Raw genomic sequence first — 20,938 nt, forward strand, 5'->3', positions numbered from 1 at the left:
AACTGTGGCTTAGGGTTTAAACGACTTACTACGCGACAGCAAACATCACGTACAGACCCAGACCTACAGCGATCATCGGGATAGCATCCACCAGACCCATAACGATAAAGAACTGAGTACGCAGCAGAGGAATCAGATCTGGCTGACGCGCTGCGCCTTCCAGGAATTTACCCCCGAGGATGCCGATACCGATCGCAGCACCGATAGCCGCCAGACCCATCATCACAGCGGCAGCCATGTACAGCAGATCCATATTCAGGTTTTCCATGACAGTCTCCAGTTTGTTTCAGTTAAAACGTAGTAGTGTTGGTAAAGAATCAGTGCTCTTCAGACGCCATCGACAGATAGACGATCGTCAGAACCATGAAGATAAAGGCTTGCAGCGTAATGATCAGGATGTGGAAAATGGCCCACGGCACATTCAGAACCCACTGTGACCACCACGGCAGAAGACCCGCGATCAGAATGAAAATCAGCTCACCCGCATACATGTTGCCGAACAGTCGCAGACCGAGAGAAATCGGTTTGGACAGCAGGCTAACGCCTTCCAGAATCAGGTTGATCGGAATAAACGCCCAGTGGTTGAACGGCTGCAGGGTAAGCTCTTTCACGAAGCCGCCTACACCTTTCATTTTGATGCTGTAGAAAAGAATCAGGATGAATACGCCCAACGCCATAGACAGGGTGATGTTCACGTCAGCAGACGGCACCACACGCAGCGCAGGCAGACCGAAGATATGCTCGCCGATAAATGGCAGCAGGTCGATTGGCAGCAGGTCCATCAGGTTCATCAGGAAGACCCAGACAAAGACGGTCAGCGCCAGCGGTGCGATCACCTTGCTCTTGCCGTGATACATGTCTTTGACGCTACCGTGGACGAAGCCAATGATCATTTCGATGAACGTCTGGAATTTCCCTGGAACGCCGCTGGTCGCACGTTTCGCAACGCCGCGGAAAATGGCCAGGAACAACAGACCCAGTACCACCGAGAAGAACATGGAGTCGATATTGATCGTCCAGAAGGTGGCTGGGGGGTTATGCGGATCCACCAGCGAGAATGTACGCAGGTCGATCTGAAGGTTGTTCAGATGGTGACCTATGTAATCCTGCGGCGTCATATTTTCTGAAGCCATGATGCCTTTTACCCTTTGTTATTGATTACAGCTGGCGCCAGAATTTGTACCACCAGCACCAAAACCCACGTCACTATCAGCGGCAAAAATACCACTTTAAAAACCGCCAGCGCCACCACCAGGAGGGCAAAGGTCAGCAACACCTTACACACTTCGCCGAGAGCGAAGGACCAGGCCATGCGGCCTTTGGCAGGTGTATGCGCCTGATGACGCCAGGCAAAAATCATAAACAACATGTTTGGCACTACTACCGCCAAACCTCCGCTAACCGCAGAGATGCCCCAGAAGGGGTCTTTGAGGCAGAACAGCAATCCACTTGCTATCACCGCCAGAAACTGAATGAACAGAAGCTTACGAGCAACGTTTCGACTCAAGAGCGACACTGACATCACGTTTTTACTCCTGCTCACTTCGAGGTATGTCGCGTGTCGTATAAAACGTCCTTTAGGGCTCAGAGTCAAGCAGCAAAAAGCGGACAAATTATACGGTGCGTCCCCGTGATTTCAAACAATAAGTAGCGAAAAGGTGAATAAATGTTTAAATATTTTTCTGTGGCGCTATTTCTTAACTTTTCCACAAACGATGAATGCGTCGGCAAAACTGCAAAACACGCGGAAACGTTGGCGATAAAGCGTGCACGAGATCACAAAATACACATTTACGATAAGGTCGAATAAATTAAAGCAGTAAATCGTTATATTTCATCTTTTTGAAATTAAAGAGTAATTTCAGCAACTATTTTCAAAACAGCCCTGTATACAACAAAAACCTTTTATTGACATTTATAATAAATATTTAACATTACGATCTGGTTACCCCTTTCTACTTTTAGCAAGCTGATATTTTCAAGGTTTATTATATTTTGGGTTAACGACAGGCTGACGTTAACCCAAAGAAAACCCATAGTAAAAAAGCGGTTAAATTAGTGCTGTTTACTTCTTGGGCGTCGGTCTGTTTTTTTAACATACTAAGAACAGCACAAATTCCACAAATTTTATTATATTTTTAAAATTTGTTTGGCTTAACGATCACCAGATGACGCTCACCTTCCAGCTGAGGAACACGCAATTTAATCGCCTCTTCGACCACAAACCCTTCAGGCATCTGCGCGATTTCGTCCGCCGGCAGCACCCCTTTAAGGGCGTAAAAGCGTCCATTTTCCGCAGGTAAATGCTTACACCAGTCGATCATGTCATTGAGCGAGGCAAAGGCCCGGCTGATTACGCCGTCAAACGGCGGCTCGGCGGGAAACTCTTCTACCCTACTCTGCACCGGATAAATATTTTCCAGTTTTAGCTCATGCTGAACCTGGCGCAGGAAGCGTACGCGCTTACCCAGGCTGTCCAGTAGCGTAAAGTGGCTCTCAGGACGCACGATAGAGAGCGGAATGCCCGGCAAACCCGGTCCTGTCCCAACGTCGATAAAACGCTCCCCCTGGAGATGAGGCGCCACAACGATGCTGTCAAGAATGTGACGGATCAGCATCTCGTTCGGGTCCCGAACCGAGGTGAGGTTATAGGCCTTGTTCCATTTGTTCAGCATGTCGACATACCCCACCAGCTGATTTTTCTGGTGATCGGTGAGCGAAATACCGGCTTGATCCAGCAGACGAGTGAGTTTGTTGAGCACGGTGAATACCTGTTTGAAATGAATTACCCGGTGGCCCTGACGCTTACCGGGCCTCGAAACGAGCAGGGCGGGTAAGCGTTAGCGCCACCCGCCTTAACAACAGCACGAAAAGGGTTATGCGCTGCGGCGCAGCATACCCTGTTTTTTCAGCCACACCAGCAGAATGGAGATGGCCGCAGGGGTAACGCCTGAAATACGCGATGCCTGACCGATAGACGACGGCTTATGGTCATTCAGCTTGGCGATTACCTCGTTGGAGAGACCGTTAACCTGGCGGTAATCCAGCGTGGCCGGGAGGATCGTACTCTCGTTGCGCTGCTGTTTCTCGATCTCATCCTGCTGACGGGCGATATAGCCTTCGTATTTCACCTGAATTTCAACCTGCTCAGCAGCCTGCACGTCTTCCAGACCCGGCGCGAACGGCGTCATCTGGATCAGCTGCTCATAGGTCATCTCAGGTCGACGGAGCAGATCTTCCCCGCTGGCTTCGCGTGAGAGCGGTGCAGACAGGTGAGCATTCACTTCGTCTACAGACTCGGCGGTTGGGTTGACCCAGGTGGACTTCAGGCGCTGACGTTCACGCTCGATGTTCTCCAGCTTCTCGTTGAAACGCGCCCAGCGCGCATCATCCACCAGACCCAGCTCACGACCGATTTCGGTCAGGCGCAGGTCGGCGTTGTCTTCACGCAGCATCAGACGATATTCCGCGCGAGAGGTAAACATACGGTACGGCTCTTTAGTTCCGAGGGTGCAAAGGTCGTCCACCAGCACGCCAAGGTAAGCCTGAGAACGACCCGGCGCCCAGCCCTCTTTCTCGGCGGAGAAACGCGCAGCGTTCAGACCGGCCAGCAGGCCCTGAGCGGCAGCTTCTTCGTAACCGGTGGTGCCGTTGATCTGGCCGGCGAAGAACAGGCCCTGGATAAATTTGCTCTCCAGGGTTGGCTTCAGGTCTCGCGGATCGAAGAAATCATACTCGATGGCATAACCCGGACGAACGATCTTCGCATTTTCCATCCCCTGCATAGAACGAACGATCTGCATCTGCACGTCGAAAGGCAGGCTGGTGGAGATACCGTTCGGGTAGATCTCATTGGAGGTCAGCCCTTCCGGCTCCAGGAAGATCTGGTGCTGGTTACGATCGGCAAAACGCATCACTTTGTCTTCGATCGACGGACAGTAACGGGGCCCGATCCCTTCGATCACGCCGGCATACATCGGGCTGCGATCGAGATTACTGCGGATCACGTCATGGGTTTTCTCGTTGGTGTGAGTAACGTAGCACGGTACCTGGCGCGGATGTTGATCCACGTTGCCCATGAACGAGAAGACCGGCATCGGGTTATCGCCGTGCTGTTGGGCCAGCACGCTGAAATCAATGGTGCGCGCGTCGATACGCGGCGGGGTACCGGTTTTCAGGCGGCTGACGCGCAGCGGCAGCTCGCGCAGACGGCGTGAAAGGGGAATGGACGGCGGATCGCCTGCACGGCCACCGCTGTAGTTATCCAGTCCGATGTGAATTTTGCCATCAAGGAAGGTCCCGACGGTCAGCACGACGGCTTTGGCACGGAACTTCAGGCCCATCTGGGTTACGGCGCCAACGACACGATCGTTTTCCACAATCAGATCCTCAACCGCCTGCTGGAAGATCATCAGGTTCGGTTGATTCTCAAGCGCGGTACGCACGGCCTGGCGATAGAGCACGCGGTCAGCCTGAGCACGGGTCGCCCGAACGGCAGGGCCTTTGCTCGCGTTTAGTATCCTAAACTGGATGCCGGCATGATCGATTGCGGTAGCCATCAGGCCGCCAAGTGCATCCACTTCTTTTACCAGGTGTCCTTTCCCAATGCCGCCAATCGCCGGATTACAGGACATCTGTCCTAGCGTGTCGATATTGTGTGTCAAAAGCAGGGTCTGTTGACCCATTCGCGCCGCGGCCATTGCGGCCTCGGTGCCTGCATGACCCCCGCCAATGATAATGACGTCAAAAGGATCCTGATAAAACATGGTGGTCTGCCTCGCGTAAAGCGGTAAGAAAATGGATTGAAGCCCGGGCCGTGGATTCTACTCAACTTTAGTCGTTCGAGAAAGCACTGGGATCCTGGCTATTAAAAAGAAGATCTTTTTATTTAGAGATCTGTTTTATTGTGATCTCTTATTAGGATCGCGTGTTTCTGTGGATAAGCCGGATCTCCTGAAGAAGATCATGCGCTTAAAGAGGATCGTTTGCTGTGAATGATCGGTGATCCTGTGACGTATAAGCTGGGATCAGATCGCCATGTTATACACAGCACAAAAAGTCATCAAGGGTTGTTCTTTGGATAACTACCGGTTGATCCAAGCTTTTAACCAGAGTTATCCACATCTGATCGCACGATCTTTAATCTGTTTTGAGTAAATTTTTCCATTCCGCCAGCCAAAGTTCCGCTGGATCTTCCGGAATATCATGATCGAGGATGTTGATCTTCAGCGTTTCACCGATCTGTTGTGCCCCACAGGACTTCAGTTCTGTCTCGACCTTGTCAACGGCGCCGCAAAAGGTGTCGTACTCCCGGCTGCCAATACCAATGGCGCCAAACCGGACGTTCGTCAGGTCGGGCTGCTGCTCTTTCAACTCTTCATATAAAGGCAGAAGGTTGTCCGGAAGATCCCCCGCACCATGCGTGGAGGTGATCAATAGCCAGATCCCGTCGAGCTGGAGATCCTCTAATAACGGTCCGTGCAGCGTTTCAGTAGAAAAGCCCGCGTCTTCCAGCTTCTCGGCCAGGTGTTCCGCTACGTATTCAGCGCCGCCAAGGGTGCTGCCGCTGATAAGAGTAATGTCCGCCATTGATCGCTCGCTCAGATAAACAGAGGGACATTGTACGCTGTGAGCGAGCTGGGATCTACCTGTGGAAAATGTGGTAATTATTTTGCCCTGCTACGGGCGGATGGTACGCATGATCGGGTTCTGCAGGGAGATCAACGTCTCGGTGGACTGAATTTCATCAATTGTTTGGATCTTGTTGATAAGTACCTGCTGCAGGGCATCGATCGATCGGCACATCACCTTAATAAAGATGCTGTAGTGGCCGGTGGTGTAGTAGGCCTCGGTGACTTCATCCAGCGCGTTCAGCTTTGCCAGCGCCGAAGGGTAGTCTTTGGCACTTTTGAGGATGATGCCAATAAAGCAGCACACATCGTAACCCAGCTGCTTCGGACTGACGTCGATATGGGCGCCGGTGATGATCCCCGCCTGCTTCATCTTCTCTACACGTACATGAATGGTGCCCGGACTGACGCCAAACTGTTTGGCCAGTTCGGCATAGGCGGTACGCGCATTAGCCATCAGCGCCTCAAGGATGCCGCGGTCCAGATTGTCGATCTGATAATTTTCCATAGCTTTTTCTTATGAAGATTGATTAATCATTCTATTTTAGCGGCTATTTTTATCGATTTAAAAGTCAGCTGGGAGTTTTATTGTTGGATCATTGAAAGAGCCTCTTTTTTGTTGCTTAATCAATGCCAACAGGACGCAGGAGTATAAATAATGAAAACCGCTTACATCGCACAACAACGCCAGATCAGTTTCGTTAAATCCCATTTTTCCCGCCAGCTCGAAGAGAGACTGGGCCTGATTGAAGTGCAGGCACCAATCCTTAGCCGTGTGGGTGACGGGACGCAGGACAACCTGTCTGGTTGCGAAAAAGCGGTTCAGGTGAAAGTGAAAACACTGCCAGATGCCCAGTTCGAAGTGGTGCACTCTCTGGCGAAGTGGAAACGTCAAACCCTGGGACAACACGACTTCAGCGCGGGCGAAGGGCTCTACACGCACATGAAAGCCCTTCGCCCCGATGAAGACCGCCTTACTGCGATTCACTCTGTATATGTTGACCAGTGGGACTGGGAACGCGTCATGGGTGATGGCGAACGTCATACCGGTACGCTTAAAGCGACGGTAGAAGCGATTTATGCCGGGATCAAAGCCACCGAAGCGGCAGTCAGCAAAGAGTTTGGTCTGACCCCATTCCTGCCGGAGACGATCCAGTTTGTGCACAGCCAGGAGCTGCTAAGCCGCTTCCCGGATCTGGATGCCAAAGGTCGTGAACGCGCGATTGCCAAAGAGCTAGGGGCCGTCTTCCTGATTGGTATCGGCGGTAAGCTGTCTCATGGTCAGCGTCACGACGTTCGTGCGCCAGATTATGATGACTGGAGCAGCGAAGGCGAAAGCGGCCTGGCGGGCCTTAACGGCGATATCCTGGTCTGGAACCCGGTCCTGGAAGATGCGTTTGAACTCTCCTCTATGGGGATCCGCGTGGATGCCGACGCGTTGCAGCGTCAGCTGGCTATCACCGGTGACGAAGATCGTATCAAGCTGGAGTGGCACCAGGCGCTGCTGCGCGGTGAGATGCCGCAGACCATCGGCGGCGGTATCGGCCAGTCTCGTCTGACCATGTTACTGCTGCAGCTTTCTCATATCGGCCAGGTTCAGTGTGGCGTATGGCCGCAGCAGGTTCGTGACAGCGTTAACGCTCTGCTGTAATTAACGTTTCCAGCGCCGCAGCAGGCGGCTACGCAACCCGGTATCAAAGCGCCAGATATGATCGAAGATGCGCATGATGCCGGGTTTTCCATGTGTGGACATCGCCACGGCATGAAAACGATGCTGGTGGACCTGCTGCAGCACCTTCACCTTGCTTACCACTTCATCCGGCAGACGCTGGGCAATAAAGTCCGAGATCACCACCGCGTCAGCGTCATACCATTCCCCGCCCTGCATCCGCTCGATAATGGCGCGAAAACAGCTGGCAAGATCGGTACCGCCGCGAAAGCGCTGGCTTAAGAAGCGGATTGCCTGCTCCAGGCCGTGCTGACCAGAGAGTTCGTAGCCCACCACCTCGCTGGAAAACAGCATGATAAAACAGCGCCGTCTGTCGGCGAGCGCCACGCGCATCAGCGCCAGACAAAAGGCTTTTGCGCACTGCTCATTAAAGCCGCCCATCGAACCGGACGTATCCACACAGACGATAAACGGCCCGCGGGGCTGTTCGTCAAAATCCTGATGCACGGCCGGGCGCTGGCTGACCTTCTCCCGCCAGGCATCACCGTGCAGACGGTAGGTGAGGAGCTGCTTCTCCACCAGCCGACGATAAAATTCGTACTCAAGCTCCGTGATACCAAGAGTGGCCAGCTCTGGCGGCAGCAGGCGCAAAATGTCATCGCTCTGCTGCAGTCCGTCCACCTGCTCCGGCACCGTCGCCGGCTCACGCACCAGGGTGCGGAAGGTTTCCAGCGGGGCATCCTTTTTTGGCACCGACTTCGCCTCCCGTGAACGGCCCAGCTGCTCCGCCAGCTGCATCAGCTCCGGCTGCTGTGCCAGAAAATCACCGTAGCGGACGATAAGCTGATAATCTCCCCGCCTGAGCTGGCCGGCGCTCATATCCCAGAGGCGCCCGGCGGCGTTTTCGTTCTCCACCAGCACCGGCTCCAGCGCACCGGCCAGAGTCATCCGCTCCTGCACTTCGCTGAGCAGCTGTTCGCGCTCCTCTTCCAGTAACTGCTGATTCAGGGAGGTGGCCTGTACCACCAGGCTCAACCGCCAGCGCTGTAAAAACAGAGTATGCAGGGCCGGGGTAAAGGTGGCGTTATCCACCACCAGCTGTCGCGCCTGGCTGGCGAACGGGGAGTGAAGTTTGTCCAGCAGGGTCAGAATCTGCGGCAACTGGACGATCAGCTGTGGCGTGGAGAGCAGCTGGCTCTGCTGATAGGACATCACCTCTTCAGTAAGCTCTGGCGGCACGCGGGTGTCTTTCAGCCTTTTACGCAGATTTTCGCGCCAGCGCGGAAGATCGTCGGTGATGGCGGTTTTAAGTCGCGGGAATTTCTCGAAAAAGATCGCCAGCTGCGGCGAGGCCAGCAGGGTGAGGATGATCTCTTCGATCATCCCCTCCTCGCTGACCGCAAGCATGACATTGAGCGTGTCCAGCGTCAGCATTGACGCGCCTGTTTGATCTGCGCGCTCACATCCTGCAGGCTGGATTCAATCCGTCCCAGCCAGTCGCTGTGGATAAACAGACATTTTTGCTGCTCGCTAAAGCGCGTGTGCTGCAGATGCCATTGATTATCGAGCGCTTCCAGCTGCTGTTTGATCTCTTCCGGCACGCTTTCAGAGGTGGTACCGGGCAGCGCAAGACGCGATCCCTGCAGGCTGACATCGCGGATAACCAGGTGCAGGCTGCCGTCCACTTCCATATTAAGCTGCTGGGCGAAACCGATGCCGTTAAGTTTGCCGCGGATCTCGCCACCTTTGGTCAGCCACTGCGCCAGGGCTTCCCGCTCAATGGTGATATGAATGACCTGCATATCATGGAGCTTAAGCGGCTGCTGAAGAAGCAGTGTCAGCGTGGTCTCGCTCAGTTCGGCCGGTAATTCATAGTGTGGACGACGGGCGAACATGCCGCTCTGACGGATAACGCGCAGAGCGGTTTTATCGCTTTGCTGCTGCTGAAGCTGCAGGCGCCGCTGGGTAATGGCGCCAAGCTGATTCAACATCTCCTGCTGCCCCCACGCATGCCCGGTCATCAATACTTCCAGCTGCTGCTGCATCAGATTCATGCCGCTGGCGTCATGCCACAGGCAATCTTTCAGCAGGATAAGGTCGATCGGGGCGACGGCATCGCGACCGCTGAACAGAGCGCTGGCCTGCAGCAGGCGAATGGCTTTTTTCCAGCGGCGATCGGAGACGTAAGGCGCACCCGGCAGGGCATCCAGCTGTTGGCGCAACATAAAGACCAAATCGAACACCTCATCCGGCAGTTTGATTTTGCCAATATCCTGCTGCCACTGCTGATACTCCTCATCAGTGACCTGCAGCCCGGCGGGCACTGGATTGTCGTTCTCGTCCTGCTGGCTAATCAGCAGAGAGCGGAAGTTTCCTTTGTCCTGCACCTTATCCAGCCACAGGCGGATAAGCATACGGTCGTATAAGGCTTCCAGGCTACTGTCGGCTTCCGGCAGTTCATTGGACGCCGCCACCAGCAGGCGCATCGGAATTTTTTCCTCATGCGCGCCATTACGGAACCGGCGTTCATTAATGGCGGTAAGCAGAGTGTTCAGGATTGCAGGGCCTGCTTTCCAGATCTCATCGAGAAAGACGATTTCCGCTTCCGGCAGATAGCCCGCGGTTAAACGTTCGTACCGCCCTTCATCTTTTAACGCCTGAATAGAGAGCGGACCGAAGACCTCTTCAGGTGTGGAAAAGCGGGTCATCAGATACTCAAAGGCTCTGGCTTGCTGAAAAGCAAACTTCAGCCTGCGGGCGATCAGGCTTTTTGCGATGCCGGGCGGGCCGAGCAGAAACACGCTTTCGCCGCTCAGGGCTGCCAGTAAACAGAGGCGAATGGCATGGCTACGTTCAAATAGCCCTTTTTCCAGTGCTCCGCTGAGGCGGGAAATTCTTTCTGCTAATAAATGAGTGTGAGCCATAATAGTTTTGCATCCTTTCGCCGTAACCCCGGCTAATTGAAGCGAGTATAGACGTTTCGTTAAGCGCTGGTAATAGACTGAACAGCGGTGCTATTTTCTTTGCGCTACGTTAATGAGGTTGCATTTAGGGGTACGATTCTATGATTAATCGTGCATACTGTGCGCTTTTTGTGGGCCAAGGGACTAAGCACACATTTGTTATTTAAACGAAAAGACTAGTCTATGAGCACTGATAATAAGCAATCATTACCCGCAATTACGCTCGCGGCGATCGGGGTTGTCTACGGTGATATCGGCACCAGCCCGCTTTATACGCTGCGCGAATGTTTGTCCGGTCAGTTTGGATTTGGCGTTGAACGCGACGCAGTATTTGGTTTTTTGTCCCTGATTTTCTGGCTGCTGATTCTGGTGGTTTCCGTTAAATATCTCTCCTTCGTCATGCGTGCGGATAACGCCGGTGAAGGCGGGATCCTGACCCTGATGTCGCTTGCCGGGCGCAATACCTCCGCAAGAATGACCTCGTTCCTGGTCATCATTGGCCTGGTAGGTGGCAGCTTCTTCTATGGTGAAGTGGTGATCACTCCGGCTATCTCGGTGCTGTCGGCGATAGAAGGGCTGGAGATAATCGCGCCGCATCTTGATGAGTGGGTTGTCCCGCTGGCCATTCTTGTTCTGACGCTCCTGTTTGTAATTCAGAAACACGGCACCGGGCTGGTGGGCAAACTTTTCGCGCCAATTATGCTCTCCTGGTTCCTGATCCTTGCAGCGCTGGGGTTACGCAGCATCATTGCTAACCCGGAAGTGCTGCATGCGCTGAACCCGATGTGGGCGGTTCACTTCTTCCTGGAATATAAAGTCGTTTCGTTTGTGGCGCTGGGCGCGGTGGTGCTTTCAATTACCGGTGTTGAAGCGCTGTACGCGGATATGGGCCACTTCGGTAAACTGCCTATTCGCGTGGCATGGTTTCTCGTGGTGCTGCCGTCGCTGGTGCTGAACTACTTTGGCCAGGGCGCGCTGTTGCTCAAACATCCGGAAGCGATTAAAAACCCGTTCTTCCTGCTGGCACCGGACTGGGCGCTGGTGCCAATGCTGATCCTCGCGACGCTGGCGACGGTAATTGCCTCTCAGGCGGTGATTTCCGGCGTCTTCTCCCTCACCCGCCAGGCGGTGCGTCTGGGCTATCTGTCGCCGATGCGTATTATTCATACCTCTGAGATGGAGTCGGGCCAGATCTACATTCCTTTCATTAACTGGCTGCTCTATGTCGCGGTAGTGATTGTTATCGTCAGCTTTGAGCACTCCAGTAATCTGGCGGCGGCGTACGGTATCGCCGTTACCGGTACGATGGTGCTGACCTCCATCCTCTCTACCACGGTGGCGTACCGAAACTGGCACTGGAATAAATTCCTCGTGGGGATGATTCTGGTGGGCTTCCTGTGCATTGACGTGCCGTTGTTCTCCGCGAACCTCGACAAGATTGTCTCTGGCGGCTGGCTGCCGCTGACGCTGGGTCTGGTAATGTTCCTGATCATGACCACCTGGAAGAGCGAACGCTTCCGCCTGCTGCGCCGCATGCATGAACACGGTAACTCTCTGGAGGCGATGATTGCCTCGCTGGAGAAATCACCGCCGGTACGTGTGCCCGGAACCGCGGTCTATATGTCGCGTGCGCTGAACGTTATTCCGTTTGCCCTGATGCACAACCTCAAGCACAACAAAGTGCTGCACGAGCGGGTGATCCTGCTGACGCTGCGTACTGAAGATGCGCCTTATGTGCATAACGTCCGTCGCGCGCAAATTGAGCAGCTGTCGCCTACCTTCTGGCGCGTGGTGGCCAGCTACGGCTGGCGTGAAACCCCGAACGTGGAAGAGGTGTTCCACCGCTGCGGTCTTGAGGGCTTAAGCTGCCGGATGATGGAGACCTCGTTCTTTATGTCGCACGAGTCGCTGATCATCGGCAAGCGCCCGTGGTATCTGCGCCTGCGCGGTAAGCTCTATCTTATCCTCCAGCGTAACGCCCTGCGTGCGCCAGACCAGTTTGAGATCCCGCCTAACCGGGTGATCGAGTTGGGCACTCAGGTCGAGATTTAAGTCCTGATGCCCGCTTCCACAGGGAGAGGGCGCAAACCTAAAAAACGGTAACCAAAGGGTTACCGTTTTGCATTTAACTCCCTCCGCATTTCACTTAGCGAAACGTTTCGACGACGATCACAAATCTGCTACGTCATGGTGGTTTTCTGAACATGCATCAGATTAAACTCACGCCAGCGAAACGTTTCGCTAGTGGAGCAAGAATATGAAGAAAGGCACGGTACTCAATTCTGAAGTCTCATCGGTTATCTCCCGTCTTGGGCATACCGATACGCTGGTGGTGTGTGATGCGGGCTTACCCATTCCCCACAGCACAACGCGTATTGATCTGGCATTAACGCAGGGCGTGCCCACGTTTATGCAGGTGCTGGATGTCGTGACAACCGAGATGCAGGTTGAGGAAGCCATTCTCGCAACGGAAATTAAACAACATAATCCGCAGCTCCATGAAACGTTGCTCAGCCATATCGGGCAACTGCAACAACACCAGGGAAACACCATAAAAATTAGTTATATAACGCACGAGCAGTTCAAGAAAAACACCGCCAACAGCCAGGCGGTAATCCGCAGCGGGGAGTGTTCCCCGTATGCGAATATCATTCTCTGTGCTGGCGTCACCTTCTGAGGCCATCATGGACGCACTACTGCAACTGAAAGGGATCGATAAGTCGTTCCCGGGCGTCAAAGCCCTCTCCGGGGCGGCGCTGAATGTCTACGCCGGACGCGTGATGGCGCTGGTGGGCGAAAACGGCGCCGGCAAATCCACCATGATGAAAGTGCTGACCGGTATCTATCAACGCGATGCCGGTTCGCTGCTGTGGCTGGGAAAAGAGACCACCTTCAATGGCCCGAAATCTTCCCAGGAAGCCGGGATCGGCATTATCCATCAGGAGTTGAACCTGATCCCGCAGCTCTCCATTGCGGAGAATATCTTCCTCGGGCGTGAGTTTGTGAACCGGTTTGGCAAAATCGACTGGAAGCAGATGTATGCCGAAGCCGATAAACTGCTGGCGAAGCTGAACCTGCGCTTTAAGAGCGATCGTCTGGTGGGCGAACTCTCCATCGGCGATCAGCAGATGGTCGAAATCGCCAAGGTCCTGAGCTTTGAATCCCGGGTTATCGTGATGGATGAGCCGACCGATGCCCTCACGGATACCGAAACCGACTCCCTGTTCCGCGTCATTCGTGAGCTGAAAGCGCAGGGGCGCGGCATTGTCTATATCTCTCACCGCATGAAAGAGATCTTCGAGATTTGCGATGACGTCACTGTCTTTCGCGACGGGCAGTTTATTGCCGAGCGTGAAGTAGCGACGCTAACTGAAGACACGCTGATTGAGATGATGGTGGGACGTAAGCTGGAAGACCAGTACCCGCGCATCGATAAAGCGCCGGGCGAGATCCGCCTGAAGGTCGATAATCTGTGCGGTCCTGGGGTGCATGACGTCAGCTTTACCCTGCGCCAGGGGGAGATCCTCGGCGTGGCCGGGCTGATGGGGGCCGGACGTACCGAGCTAATGAAAGTGCTGTACGGCGCCAATCCTCGCGCCAGCGGCTATGTCACCCTTGATGGCCATGACGTTGTCACCCGTTCTCCGCAGGATGGGCTGGCGAACGGTATCGTCTATATCTCCGAAGACCGTAAGCGCGATGGCCTGGTGCTGGGCATGTCGGTGAAAGAGAACATGTCCTTAACCGCGCTGCGCTATTTCAGCCGTAGCGGGGGAGGCCTGAAGCATAAAGACGAACAGCAGGCCGTCAGCGATTTTATCCGCCTCTTTAACGTTAAAACCCCGTCGATGGAACAGGCGATCGGGCTACTCTCCGGTGGAAATCAGCAGAAGGTGGCGATTGCCCGCGGTCTGATGACCCGTCCAAAGGTGCTGATTCTTGATGAACCGACGCGCGGTGTGGACGTTGGCGCCAAAAAAGAGATTTATCAGCTTATTAACCAGTTTAAGGCTGACGGGCTGAGCATCATTCTGGTCTCTTCCGAGATGCCAGAAGTATTAGGCATGAGCGATCGCATTATCGTCATGCATGAAGGGCATCTCGGCGGTGAATTCAGTCGCGAGCAGGCCACCCAGGAAATTCTGATGGCTGCCGCTGTGGGCAAGCTTAATCGCGTGGATCAGGAGTAAGAAGATGACTACCCAGGCTGTTTCTGGACGCCGCTATTTCACTAAGGCATGGTTGATGGACCAAAAATCGCTGATTGCCCTGCTGGTGCTGATCGCGATTGTCTCCACCATGAGCCCGAACTTTTTTACCGTTAATAACCTGTTCAATATCCTCCAGCAGACGTCCGTGAACGCCATTATGGCGGTGGGGATGACGCTGGTGATCCTGACCTCGGGTATCGACCTGTCCGTCGGTTCCCTGCTGGCGCTCACCGGCGCGGTTGCCGCTTCAATTGTAGGGATTGAAGTCAACGCGCTGGTGGCCGTTGCAGCTGCGCTGGCGCTGGGTGCGGCGATCGGTGCGGTTACCGGGATGATTGTCGCGAAAGGCCGCGTGCAGGCGTTTATCGCTACCCTGGTCATGATGCTGCTGCTGCGCGGTGTGACGATGGTCTACACCAACGGCAGTCCGGTTAATACCGGCTTTACCGACAACGCCGATCTGTTTGGCTGGTTTGGTATTGGTCGTCCGCTGGGTATCCCGACGCCGGTCTGGATCATGGGCCTGGTCTTCCTTGCGGCGTGGTACATGCTGCATCACACCCGTCTGGGTCGCTATATCTATGCGCTGGGTGGTAACGAAGCGGCGACGCGTTTGTCCGGTATCAGCGTCAATAAAGTCAAAGTTATCGTCTACTCCCTGTGCGGCCTGCTGGCTTCGCTGGCAGGGATTATCGAAGTGGCGCGACTCTCCTCTGCACAACCGACGGCGGGTACGGGCTACGAGCTGGATGCCATCGCCGCGGTTGTACTGGGCGGCACCAGCCTGGCCGGGGGCAAAGGCCGAATTGTGGGCACGCTTATCGGCGCGCTGATCCTCGGCTTCCTGAATAATGGTTTGAATTTGTTAGGTGTTTCTTCCTATTACCAGATGATCGTTAAAGCAGTAGTGATTTTGCTGGCGGTACTGGTAGACAACAAAAAACAGTAACTGACGACACTACAGGACATCTTTGATATGAACATGAAAAAACTGGCTACCCTGGTTTCTGCTGTCGCGCTGAGCGCAACTGTGAGTGCAAACGCCATGGCGAAAGACACCATCGCGCTGGTGGTTTCTACCCTGAATAACCCGTTCTTCGTCTCCCTGAAGGATGGTGCGCAGAAAGAAGCCGACAAGCTGGGCTACAACCTGGTGATCCTCGACTCCCAGAACAACCCGGCAAAAGAGCTGGCTAACGTGCAGGACCTGACCGTTCGCGGCACCAAAATTCTGCTGATCAACCCAACCGATTCCGACGCGGTAGGTAACGCCGTGAAGATGGCGAACCAGGCTAACATCCCGGTGATCACCCTTGACCGTCAGGCAAATAAAGGCGAAGTGGTGAGCCACATTGCTTCTGATAACGTGCTGGGCGGCAAAATCGCCGGTGACTACATCGCCAAAAAAGCGGGCGAAGGCGCCAAAGTTATCGAACTGCAGGGTATCGCTGGTACCTCAGCAGCCCGTGAGCGTGGCGAAGGCTTCCAGCAGGCGGTCGCTGCCCATAAATTCAACGTGCTGGCCAGCCAGCCGGCAGACTTCGATCGTACTAAAGGTCTGAACGTCATGCAGAACCTGCTGACCGCGCATCCGGACGTTAAAGCAGTATTTGCACAGAACGACGAAATGGCGCTGGGCGCCCTGCGTGCGCTGCAGACTGCGGGTAAATCTGATGTGATGGTGGTTGGATTTGACGGCACGCCAGATGGAGAAAAAGCCGTAAACGATGGCAAACTGGCTGCGACCATTGCTCAGCTGCCGGAGCAGATCGGCGCCACTGGCGTACAGGCTGCTGACAAAGTGCTGAAGGGCGAAAAAGTGCAGGCCAAATACCCTGTTGACCTGAAGCTGGTCATCAAGCAGTAATATGCGATTCAGGCAGTCGCTGGCTGCCTGAGGGACAACATATAAAGAAAAGAGTGGCATACGCCACCGGGCCATCCCGGTGGCACTCTCTGATGGACACTTCAACTATGAAAACCGCAGGTAAGCTCGTCGTCCTTGGCAGTATTAATGCCGATCACATTCTCAACCTTGACGCTTTCCCGACGCCGGGCGAAACCGTAACGGGTAGTCGCTATCAGGTCGCCTTTGGCGGCAAAGGCGCTAACCAGGCGGTTGCCGCCGGACGCAGCGGGGCGAGCATCGCCTTTATCGCCTGTACGGGCGATGACGATACCGGGGAGCGCGTTCGCAACCAGCTGGCAAGCGACAACATCGATATTGCGCCGGTAAGCGTGGTCGAAGGCGAATCAACCGGCGTGGCGCTGATTTTTGTCAACGGGGAAGGTGAGAATGTTATCGGTATTCATGCGGGTGCAAACGCGGCGCTGAACCCTGAACGCGTGGCGGCGCAACACTCTCTTATCGCGGGTGCCGACGCCCTGCTGATGCAACTGGAGTCGCCGGTGGAAAGCGTGCTGGCGGCTGCGAAAATTGCCCATGAAAATCATACCACTGTCGTACTAAATCCCGCGCCGGCCCGTGTATTATCAGACGAGCTTCTGGCGCTGGTGGACATCATCACCCCGAACGAAACCGAAGCCGAAAAACTGACGGGCATTCGTGTTGAAAGCGATGAGGATGCGGCGCGCGCGGCGAAAGCCTTACACGATAAAGGCATTCATACGGTCATCATTACCCTGGGCAGCCGTGGTGTATGGGCCAGCGTCGAGGGTGAAGGTCGCCGCGTTCCCGGCTTTAAGGTGAAAGCTGTCGATACCATCGCCGCGGGCGATACCTTTAATGGCGCGCTGGTGACGGCGCTGCTGGAAGGTGAACAGTTGGATAACGCAATTCGCTTTGCCCATGCGGCGGCTGCCATTGCGGTCACCCGCCCGGGCGCACAGCCATCTGTTCCATGGCGCAATGAGATCGATGAATTTTTAAGTCAGCAGAGGTAACGTTTGGCCACAATGAAAGATGTCGCTCGCATGGCGGGCGTCTCTACTTCGACGGTCTCCCACGTCATCAATAACGATCGCTTCGTCAGCGAGGCGATCCGGGAGAAGGTCGAGGCTGCCGTTAAATCCCTCAATTATGCGCCATCCGCTCTGGCGCGCAGTCTTAAGCTCAACCAGACGCGCACCATTGGCATGCTCATTACGGCCAGTACTAACCCCTTTTACTCTGAACTGGTGCGCGGCGTCGAGCGCAGCTGTTTTGAACGTGGATACAGCCTGGTGTTATGCAATACCGAGGGTGATGAACAGCGCATGAACCGTAATCTGGAGACGCTGATGCAAAAGCGCGTCGACGGATTGCTGCTGCTGTGTACCGAAACGCACCAGCCCTCACCCGAGATTATGCAGCGCTACCCTTCCGTTCCTACGGTAATGATGGACTGGGCACCCTTCGACGGCACCAGCGATCTGATCCAGGATAACTCGTTGCTGGGTGGGGACATGGCGACGCAGCATCTGATTGATAAAGGCTATACCCGCATCGCCTGTATTACCGGTCCACTGGATAAAACCCCTGCCCGCCTGCGGCTGGAAGGATTTCTGGTGGCCATGGCGCGCGCCGGTTTACCGGTACCTGACAGCTATCAGATCACCGGTGACTTTGAATTTAGCGGTGGGTTTGAGGCGATGCAGGTGCTACTGGCACAAAAAGAGCGCCCACAGGCGGTCTTTATTGGTAATGATGCGATGGCGGTGGGGGCTTATAAGGCGCTTTATCAGGCGGGACTGCGTATCCCGGACGATATCGCCGTGGTGGGTTATGACGATATCGAACTGGCGCAGTATATGACGCCGCCGCTCACCACCATACATCAGCCAAAGGATGAACTGGGCGAGCTGGCGATTGATGTGCTGATCCATCGTATCGCCCAGCCCGCACTGCAACAACAGCGGCTGCAGCTTACTCCTGTTCTGATGGAACGGGGGTCGGTTTAGGTTTGTGACGCTCTTTAATGAGGTTACGACCGTCTTTCGGTTTTAACAGCATAAAGACCAGGGCAGAGATAACCGTCAGCACGCCCATCGTGATAAAGGTCCAGTGAAATTGTTCGACAGTATTCGTGCTGTCGAACCCTTCATAAAAACGCAGTACCGCCGCACTTACCGCCACCCCAAGGCTTATGGACAGCTGTTGGGTGACCGCCAGAACGCTGTTACCGCCGCTGGCATTCTCGTCGTTGAGATCGGCCAGGGTGATGGTGTTCATTGAGGTGAACTGGACAGACATCGCCATCCCCAGCACAAACAGCGGCAGGATCAGCATCCACACCGGCAAGGCTGCCGACTGCAGTGAGAACTGCGCAATCATCACGCCAATAAAGACCGTCACGCCAACCAGCGTCCTGCGGTAGCCCAGCCTGCGTAACAACTGGGTCACGCCAGACTTAGCCAGAATCGAACCGACCGCTGTAGGCGCCATCATGCAGCCCGCAATCAGGGCCGGATAGCCAAATCCAACCTGCAGCATCAACGGCATAAGGAAAGGAACACAACCGGTACCCAGCCGTGAGGCAATGTTACCGCCAATGCCAACCGAGAAGGTGCGGGTGTTAAACAGCGAGAGCGAAATAAGCGGCGTCGGGTGGCGACGTGCGTGACGAATATAAAGAAGAAAAAGAACAATACCGCTGAAGATGATGGAGACGGCCAGCCAGGTCGCCACCACTTTCTCACCGAACAGCTCCATCCCGCTGGAAAACAGCACCAGGCTCAGGCCAAACAGGAAAAACCCGCCCATGTCGAATTTACGCCGTGGAGTGGTGAAGTTCGGCATAAATTTGCGGGCATAGAAAAGCCCGGCAACCCCAATCGGAATATTAATGAGGAATATCCAGTGCCAGCTGGCCCAGGTAACAAGAACCCCACCCAGTACCGGACCGAGGATCGGCCCGACCAGGCCTGGCATAGTGACAAAGTTAAGTACCGGCAACAGTTCGCTGCGTGGATAGGCCCTTAACAACGCCAGGCGCGCGACAGGCATCATCATGGCGCCGCCAATCCCCTGGATCACCCGGAAGATAACCAGCTCTCCCAGTGAACTGGAGAGTGCGCATGCCAGCGAGCCCAGCGTAAACAACGTTACCGCCAGCATAAAGACACGACGCGTGCCGAAGCGATCGGCCAGCCAGCCGCTGACAGGGATCAGCATCGCAACGGTCAGGGTATAACTGATGATGGCCGACTGCATGGCCAGCGGAGAACGGTTAAGGCTTTGGGCTATCGCCGGAAGGGCGGTGTTGAGGATGGTCGCATCAAGCGCCTGCATAAAGAAGGCCATTGCCGCTATCCACGGCAAGCCCGCCATGCTGCGTGCTTTTTTTACTGTCATTCGAATTCCTGTTGTTATTGCTACCGTGCTGGTGGGGCAAGCAGTGCCTGGCTGGCGGTCATGGCACGCGGCCCATCGCTATCCTGTATGGCATCGACAATCGCCTGGTGTAAATCCAGCTTCACCACTTCATCCTGGGTAATAGACGTAAAGTAGGTGTGATAAACAGAATGAAAGAGCGAGGCAAAGGAGGTCAGGAAAGGATTACCGCTCATCTCATAGATATGTTCGTGCCAGGCCATATCCACATCAATCCAGCGTTCACGATTAAAGTTATTCTTCAGACGAACCATCTCATCCATCAGGGTATTTAACCGGGCCTTTTGCTCTGCGGTTCCGATTGTGGCGGCCAGCAAGCAGGCTTGCGGCTCCAGGCTACTGCGCATGACAAGGAAATGGTCAATGACCTGCTGGAAGTTATCTTCCGTCATCCACCAGGAGAGCAGCTCCTGATCGAGAAAGTTCCAGTTGCCCTGGGGCATTACGCGGGTACCGATGCGCGGACGGGGAAGTACCATTCCTTTCGCGGTCAGCGTCTTCACGGCTTCACGAACGGCTGTTCGGCTCACGCCAAACTGTTCGCCCAGTTCCAGTTCACCCGGCAGAATGCTGCCAGGTGGATATTCACCTGTCAGGATCCGTTGAGCCAGTTTTTCTGCCAGCACATAGGAAAGGTTTTTTTGTGCCGCCAGCTGTTGCGCGCTTAAAGGCATAACGCATATTCCTTAAGTCTTAATGCCAATAAGTATGCCACCTGCACGCGTATTGTGGTGGCTAAAACGACAATTAGCGCTGTTTCTGGCGAAAAGATGAGGCTTTTGGTGAAAAAAAACACGGTTGGTAAATTTTTTTAAATTTACGCTTGTCAGCGGCGAAGAACTCCCTATAATGCGCCTCCACTGACACGGAACAACGGCACGCAAGCCGCCGGGTCAGCGGGGTTCAGCGATGAACGCCGGCAGAGAAAAGTGTGAAATAATCGCTTGACTCTGAATGAGGAAAACGTAATATACGGGACCTCGCAACGGTGAGCGAAAGCCGCGTTGCACTGCTCTTTAACAATTTATCAGACAATCTGTGTGGGCACTCAAAGTGACATGGATTCTTAATGTCCTCGGACAATAAATGAATACCAAGTCTCAAAGAGTGAACACGTAATTCATTACGAAGTT

The 20,938-nt window shown here is 54.5% G+C and carries 19 protein-coding genes; 8 read left to right on the plus strand and 11 right to left on the minus strand.

Annotated elements, in window-relative coordinates:
* Positions 1-28 precede the first annotated feature (28 nt).
* From atpE to asnC, 7 genes are all read right to left on the minus strand, one after another.
* Positions 29-268, minus strand: a complete 240-nt coding sequence (gene atpE, locus MXM41_RS19910; RefSeq protein WP_000429386.1) for a F0F1 ATP synthase subunit C — start codon at positions 266-268, stop codon at positions 29-31.
* 49 nt (positions 269-317) lie between these two features.
* Positions 318-1,133, minus strand: a complete 816-nt coding sequence (gene atpB / locus MXM41_RS19915; RefSeq protein ID WP_040077702.1) for a F0F1 ATP synthase subunit A — start codon at positions 1,131-1,133, stop codon at positions 318-320.
* A gap of 8 nt (positions 1,134-1,141) precedes the next feature.
* Complete coding sequence (atpI, locus tag MXM41_RS19920; RefSeq protein WP_103824374.1) at positions 1,142-1,522, minus strand: F0F1 ATP synthase subunit I; 381 nt, start codon at positions 1,520-1,522, stop codon at positions 1,142-1,144.
* A gap of 616 nt (positions 1,523-2,138) precedes the next feature.
* The gene (rsmG, locus tag MXM41_RS19925; protein WP_325933892.1) at positions 2,139-2,762 is read right to left on the minus strand and encodes a 16S rRNA (guanine(527)-N(7))-methyltransferase RsmG; all 624 of its coding nucleotides are present in this window, start codon (positions 2,760-2,762) and stop codon (positions 2,139-2,141) included.
* Positions 2,763-2,876: 114 nt separating this feature from the next.
* Positions 2,877-4,766, minus strand: coding sequence for a tRNA uridine-5-carboxymethylaminomethyl(34) synthesis enzyme MnmG (gene mnmG / locus MXM41_RS19930; RefSeq protein WP_325933894.1), 1,890 nt, complete (start codon positions 4,764-4,766; stop codon positions 2,877-2,879).
* A 373-nt stretch (positions 4,767-5,139) separates the two neighbouring features.
* On the minus strand, positions 5,140-5,589 hold the full coding sequence (gene mioC / locus MXM41_RS19935; RefSeq protein ID WP_325933896.1) for an FMN-binding protein MioC: 450 nt from the start codon (positions 5,587-5,589) through the stop codon (positions 5,140-5,142).
* 90 nt (positions 5,590-5,679) lie between these two features.
* Positions 5,680-6,138 carry a transcriptional regulator AsnC gene (gene asnC, locus MXM41_RS19940; protein WP_032615488.1) on the minus strand — a complete coding sequence of 153 codons (459 nt, stop codon included), beginning with the start codon at positions 6,136-6,138 and terminating at the stop codon, positions 5,680-5,682.
* Positions 6,139-6,288: 150 nt separating this feature from the next.
* Between asnC and asnA the strand changes: the two genes are divergently transcribed.
* A complete protein-coding gene (asnA, locus tag MXM41_RS19945; RefSeq protein WP_325933897.1) occupies positions 6,289-7,281 on the plus strand; it encodes an aspartate--ammonia ligase in 993 nt (330 codons plus the stop codon).
* Here the strand turns inward: asnA and viaA are convergent, their stop codons facing one another.
* Both viaA and ravA read right to left on the minus strand, forming a co-directional pair.
* Positions 7,282-8,733, minus strand: coding sequence for an ATPase RavA stimulator ViaA (viaA, locus tag MXM41_RS19950; RefSeq protein WP_325933899.1), 1,452 nt, complete (start codon positions 8,731-8,733; stop codon positions 7,282-7,284).
* Positions 8,727-10,223, minus strand: coding sequence for an ATPase RavA (gene ravA / locus MXM41_RS19955; protein WP_325933900.1), 1,497 nt, complete (start codon positions 10,221-10,223; stop codon positions 8,727-8,729). Before ravA ends, viaA begins: the two co-directional genes overlap by 7 nt.
* Positions 10,224-10,445: 222 nt before the next feature.
* Here ravA and kup point away from each other — a divergent pair, with 222 nt between their 5' ends.
* From kup to rbsR, 7 genes are all read left to right on the plus strand, one after another.
* Positions 10,446-12,314: a low affinity potassium transporter Kup gene (gene kup, locus MXM41_RS19960; protein ID WP_325933901.1), complete on the plus strand. Its 1,869-nt coding sequence runs from the start codon at positions 10,446-10,448 to the stop codon at positions 12,312-12,314.
* Positions 12,315-12,519: 205 nt separating this feature from the next.
* Positions 12,520-12,939 (plus strand): D-ribose pyranase, encoded by a 420-nt coding sequence (gene rbsD / locus MXM41_RS19965; RefSeq protein ID WP_325933902.1) that lies wholly within the window; start codon positions 12,520-12,522, stop codon positions 12,937-12,939.
* A 7-nt stretch (positions 12,940-12,946) separates the two neighbouring features.
* Entirely contained in the window at positions 12,947-14,452 is a 1,506-nt protein-coding gene (gene rbsA, locus MXM41_RS19970; protein WP_325933921.1) for a ribose ABC transporter ATP-binding protein RbsA, read from the plus strand.
* A 4-nt stretch (positions 14,453-14,456) separates the two neighbouring features.
* Complete coding sequence (gene rbsC / locus MXM41_RS19975) at positions 14,457-15,422, plus strand: ribose ABC transporter permease (protein ID WP_325933903.1); 966 nt, start codon at positions 14,457-14,459, stop codon at positions 15,420-15,422.
* A 27-nt stretch (positions 15,423-15,449) separates the two neighbouring features.
* Entirely contained in the window at positions 15,450-16,340 is an 891-nt protein-coding gene (gene rbsB, locus MXM41_RS19980) for a ribose ABC transporter substrate-binding protein RbsB (protein WP_325933905.1), read from the plus strand.
* A gap of 107 nt (positions 16,341-16,447) precedes the next feature.
* Complete coding sequence (gene rbsK, locus MXM41_RS19985) at positions 16,448-17,377, plus strand: ribokinase (RefSeq protein ID WP_325933922.1); 930 nt, start codon at positions 16,448-16,450, stop codon at positions 17,375-17,377.
* Positions 17,378-17,380: 3 nt separating this feature from the next.
* Entirely contained in the window at positions 17,381-18,373 is a 993-nt protein-coding gene (gene rbsR / locus MXM41_RS19990; protein WP_325933907.1) for a ribose operon transcriptional repressor RbsR, read from the plus strand.
* On the opposite strand, the gene mdtD is transcribed toward rbsR, so the two are convergent.
* Together mdtD and MXM41_RS20000 are read right to left on the minus strand one after the other, a co-directional pair.
* Positions 18,339-19,766: a multidrug transporter subunit MdtD gene (gene mdtD / locus MXM41_RS19995; RefSeq protein ID WP_325933909.1), complete on the minus strand. Its 1,428-nt coding sequence runs from the start codon at positions 19,764-19,766 to the stop codon at positions 18,339-18,341. The two genes, rbsR and mdtD, sit on opposite strands and share 35 nt — an antisense overlap.
* Positions 19,767-19,786: 20 nt before the next feature.
* Complete coding sequence (locus MXM41_RS20000) at positions 19,787-20,479, minus strand: FadR/GntR family transcriptional regulator (RefSeq protein WP_325933911.1); 693 nt, start codon at positions 20,477-20,479, stop codon at positions 19,787-19,789.
* Positions 20,480-20,938 lie beyond the last annotated feature (459 nt).

This window comes from Leclercia adecarboxylata, from assembly GCF_035787115.1.
GTDB classification, from domain to species: Bacteria; Pseudomonadota; Gammaproteobacteria; order Enterobacterales; family Enterobacteriaceae; genus Enterobacter; species Enterobacter adecarboxylatus_E.

What these genes read in the sequence shown, in the direction of transcription:
- rbsK (WP_325933922.1), top strand. Translation starts at nt 16,448, where the DNA reads ATGAAAACCGCAGGTAAGCTCGTCGTCCTTGGCAGTATTAATGCCGAT.
- viaA (WP_325933899.1), bottom strand. Translation starts at nt 8,733, where the DNA reads ATGCTGACGCTGGACACGCTCAATGTCATGCTTGCGGTCAGCGAGGAG.
- asnC (WP_032615488.1), bottom strand. Translation starts at nt 6,138, where the DNA reads ATGGAAAATTATCAGATCGACAATCTGGACCGCGGCATCCTTGAGGCG.
- mioC (WP_325933896.1), bottom strand. Translation starts at nt 5,589, where the DNA reads ATGGCGGACATTACTCTTATCAGCGGCAGCACCCTTGGCGGCGCTGAA.
- rbsD (WP_325933902.1), top strand. Translation starts at nt 12,520, where the DNA reads ATGAAGAAAGGCACGGTACTCAATTCTGAAGTCTCATCGGTTATCTCC.
- ravA (WP_325933900.1), bottom strand. Translation starts at nt 10,223, where the DNA reads ATGGCTCACACTCATTTATTAGCAGAAAGAATTTCCCGCCTCAGCGGA.
- mnmG (WP_325933894.1), bottom strand. Translation starts at nt 4,766, where the DNA reads ATGTTTTATCAGGATCCTTTTGACGTCATTATCATTGGCGGGGGTCAT.
- atpE (WP_000429386.1), bottom strand. Translation starts at nt 268, where the DNA reads ATGGAAAACCTGAATATGGATCTGCTGTACATGGCTGCCGCTGTGATG.
- atpB (WP_040077702.1), bottom strand. Translation starts at nt 1,133, where the DNA reads ATGGCTTCAGAAAATATGACGCCGCAGGATTACATAGGTCACCATCTG.
- rbsB (WP_325933905.1), top strand. Translation starts at nt 15,450, where the DNA reads ATGAACATGAAAAAACTGGCTACCCTGGTTTCTGCTGTCGCGCTGAGC.
- asnA (WP_325933897.1), top strand. Translation starts at nt 6,289, where the DNA reads ATGAAAACCGCTTACATCGCACAACAACGCCAGATCAGTTTCGTTAAA.
- kup (WP_325933901.1), top strand. Translation starts at nt 10,446, where the DNA reads ATGAGCACTGATAATAAGCAATCATTACCCGCAATTACGCTCGCGGCG.
- rbsA (WP_325933921.1), top strand. Translation starts at nt 12,947, where the DNA reads ATGGACGCACTACTGCAACTGAAAGGGATCGATAAGTCGTTCCCGGGC.
- mdtD (WP_325933909.1), bottom strand. Translation starts at nt 19,766, where the DNA reads ATGACAGTAAAAAAAGCACGCAGCATGGCGGGCTTGCCGTGGATAGCG.
- atpI (WP_103824374.1), bottom strand. Translation starts at nt 1,522, where the DNA reads ATGTCAGTGTCGCTCTTGAGTCGAAACGTTGCTCGTAAGCTTCTGTTC.
- MXM41_RS20000 (WP_325933911.1), bottom strand. Translation starts at nt 20,479, where the DNA reads ATGCCTTTAAGCGCGCAACAGCTGGCGGCACAAAAAAACCTTTCCTAT.
- rbsC (WP_325933903.1), top strand. Translation starts at nt 14,457, where the DNA reads ATGACTACCCAGGCTGTTTCTGGACGCCGCTATTTCACTAAGGCATGG.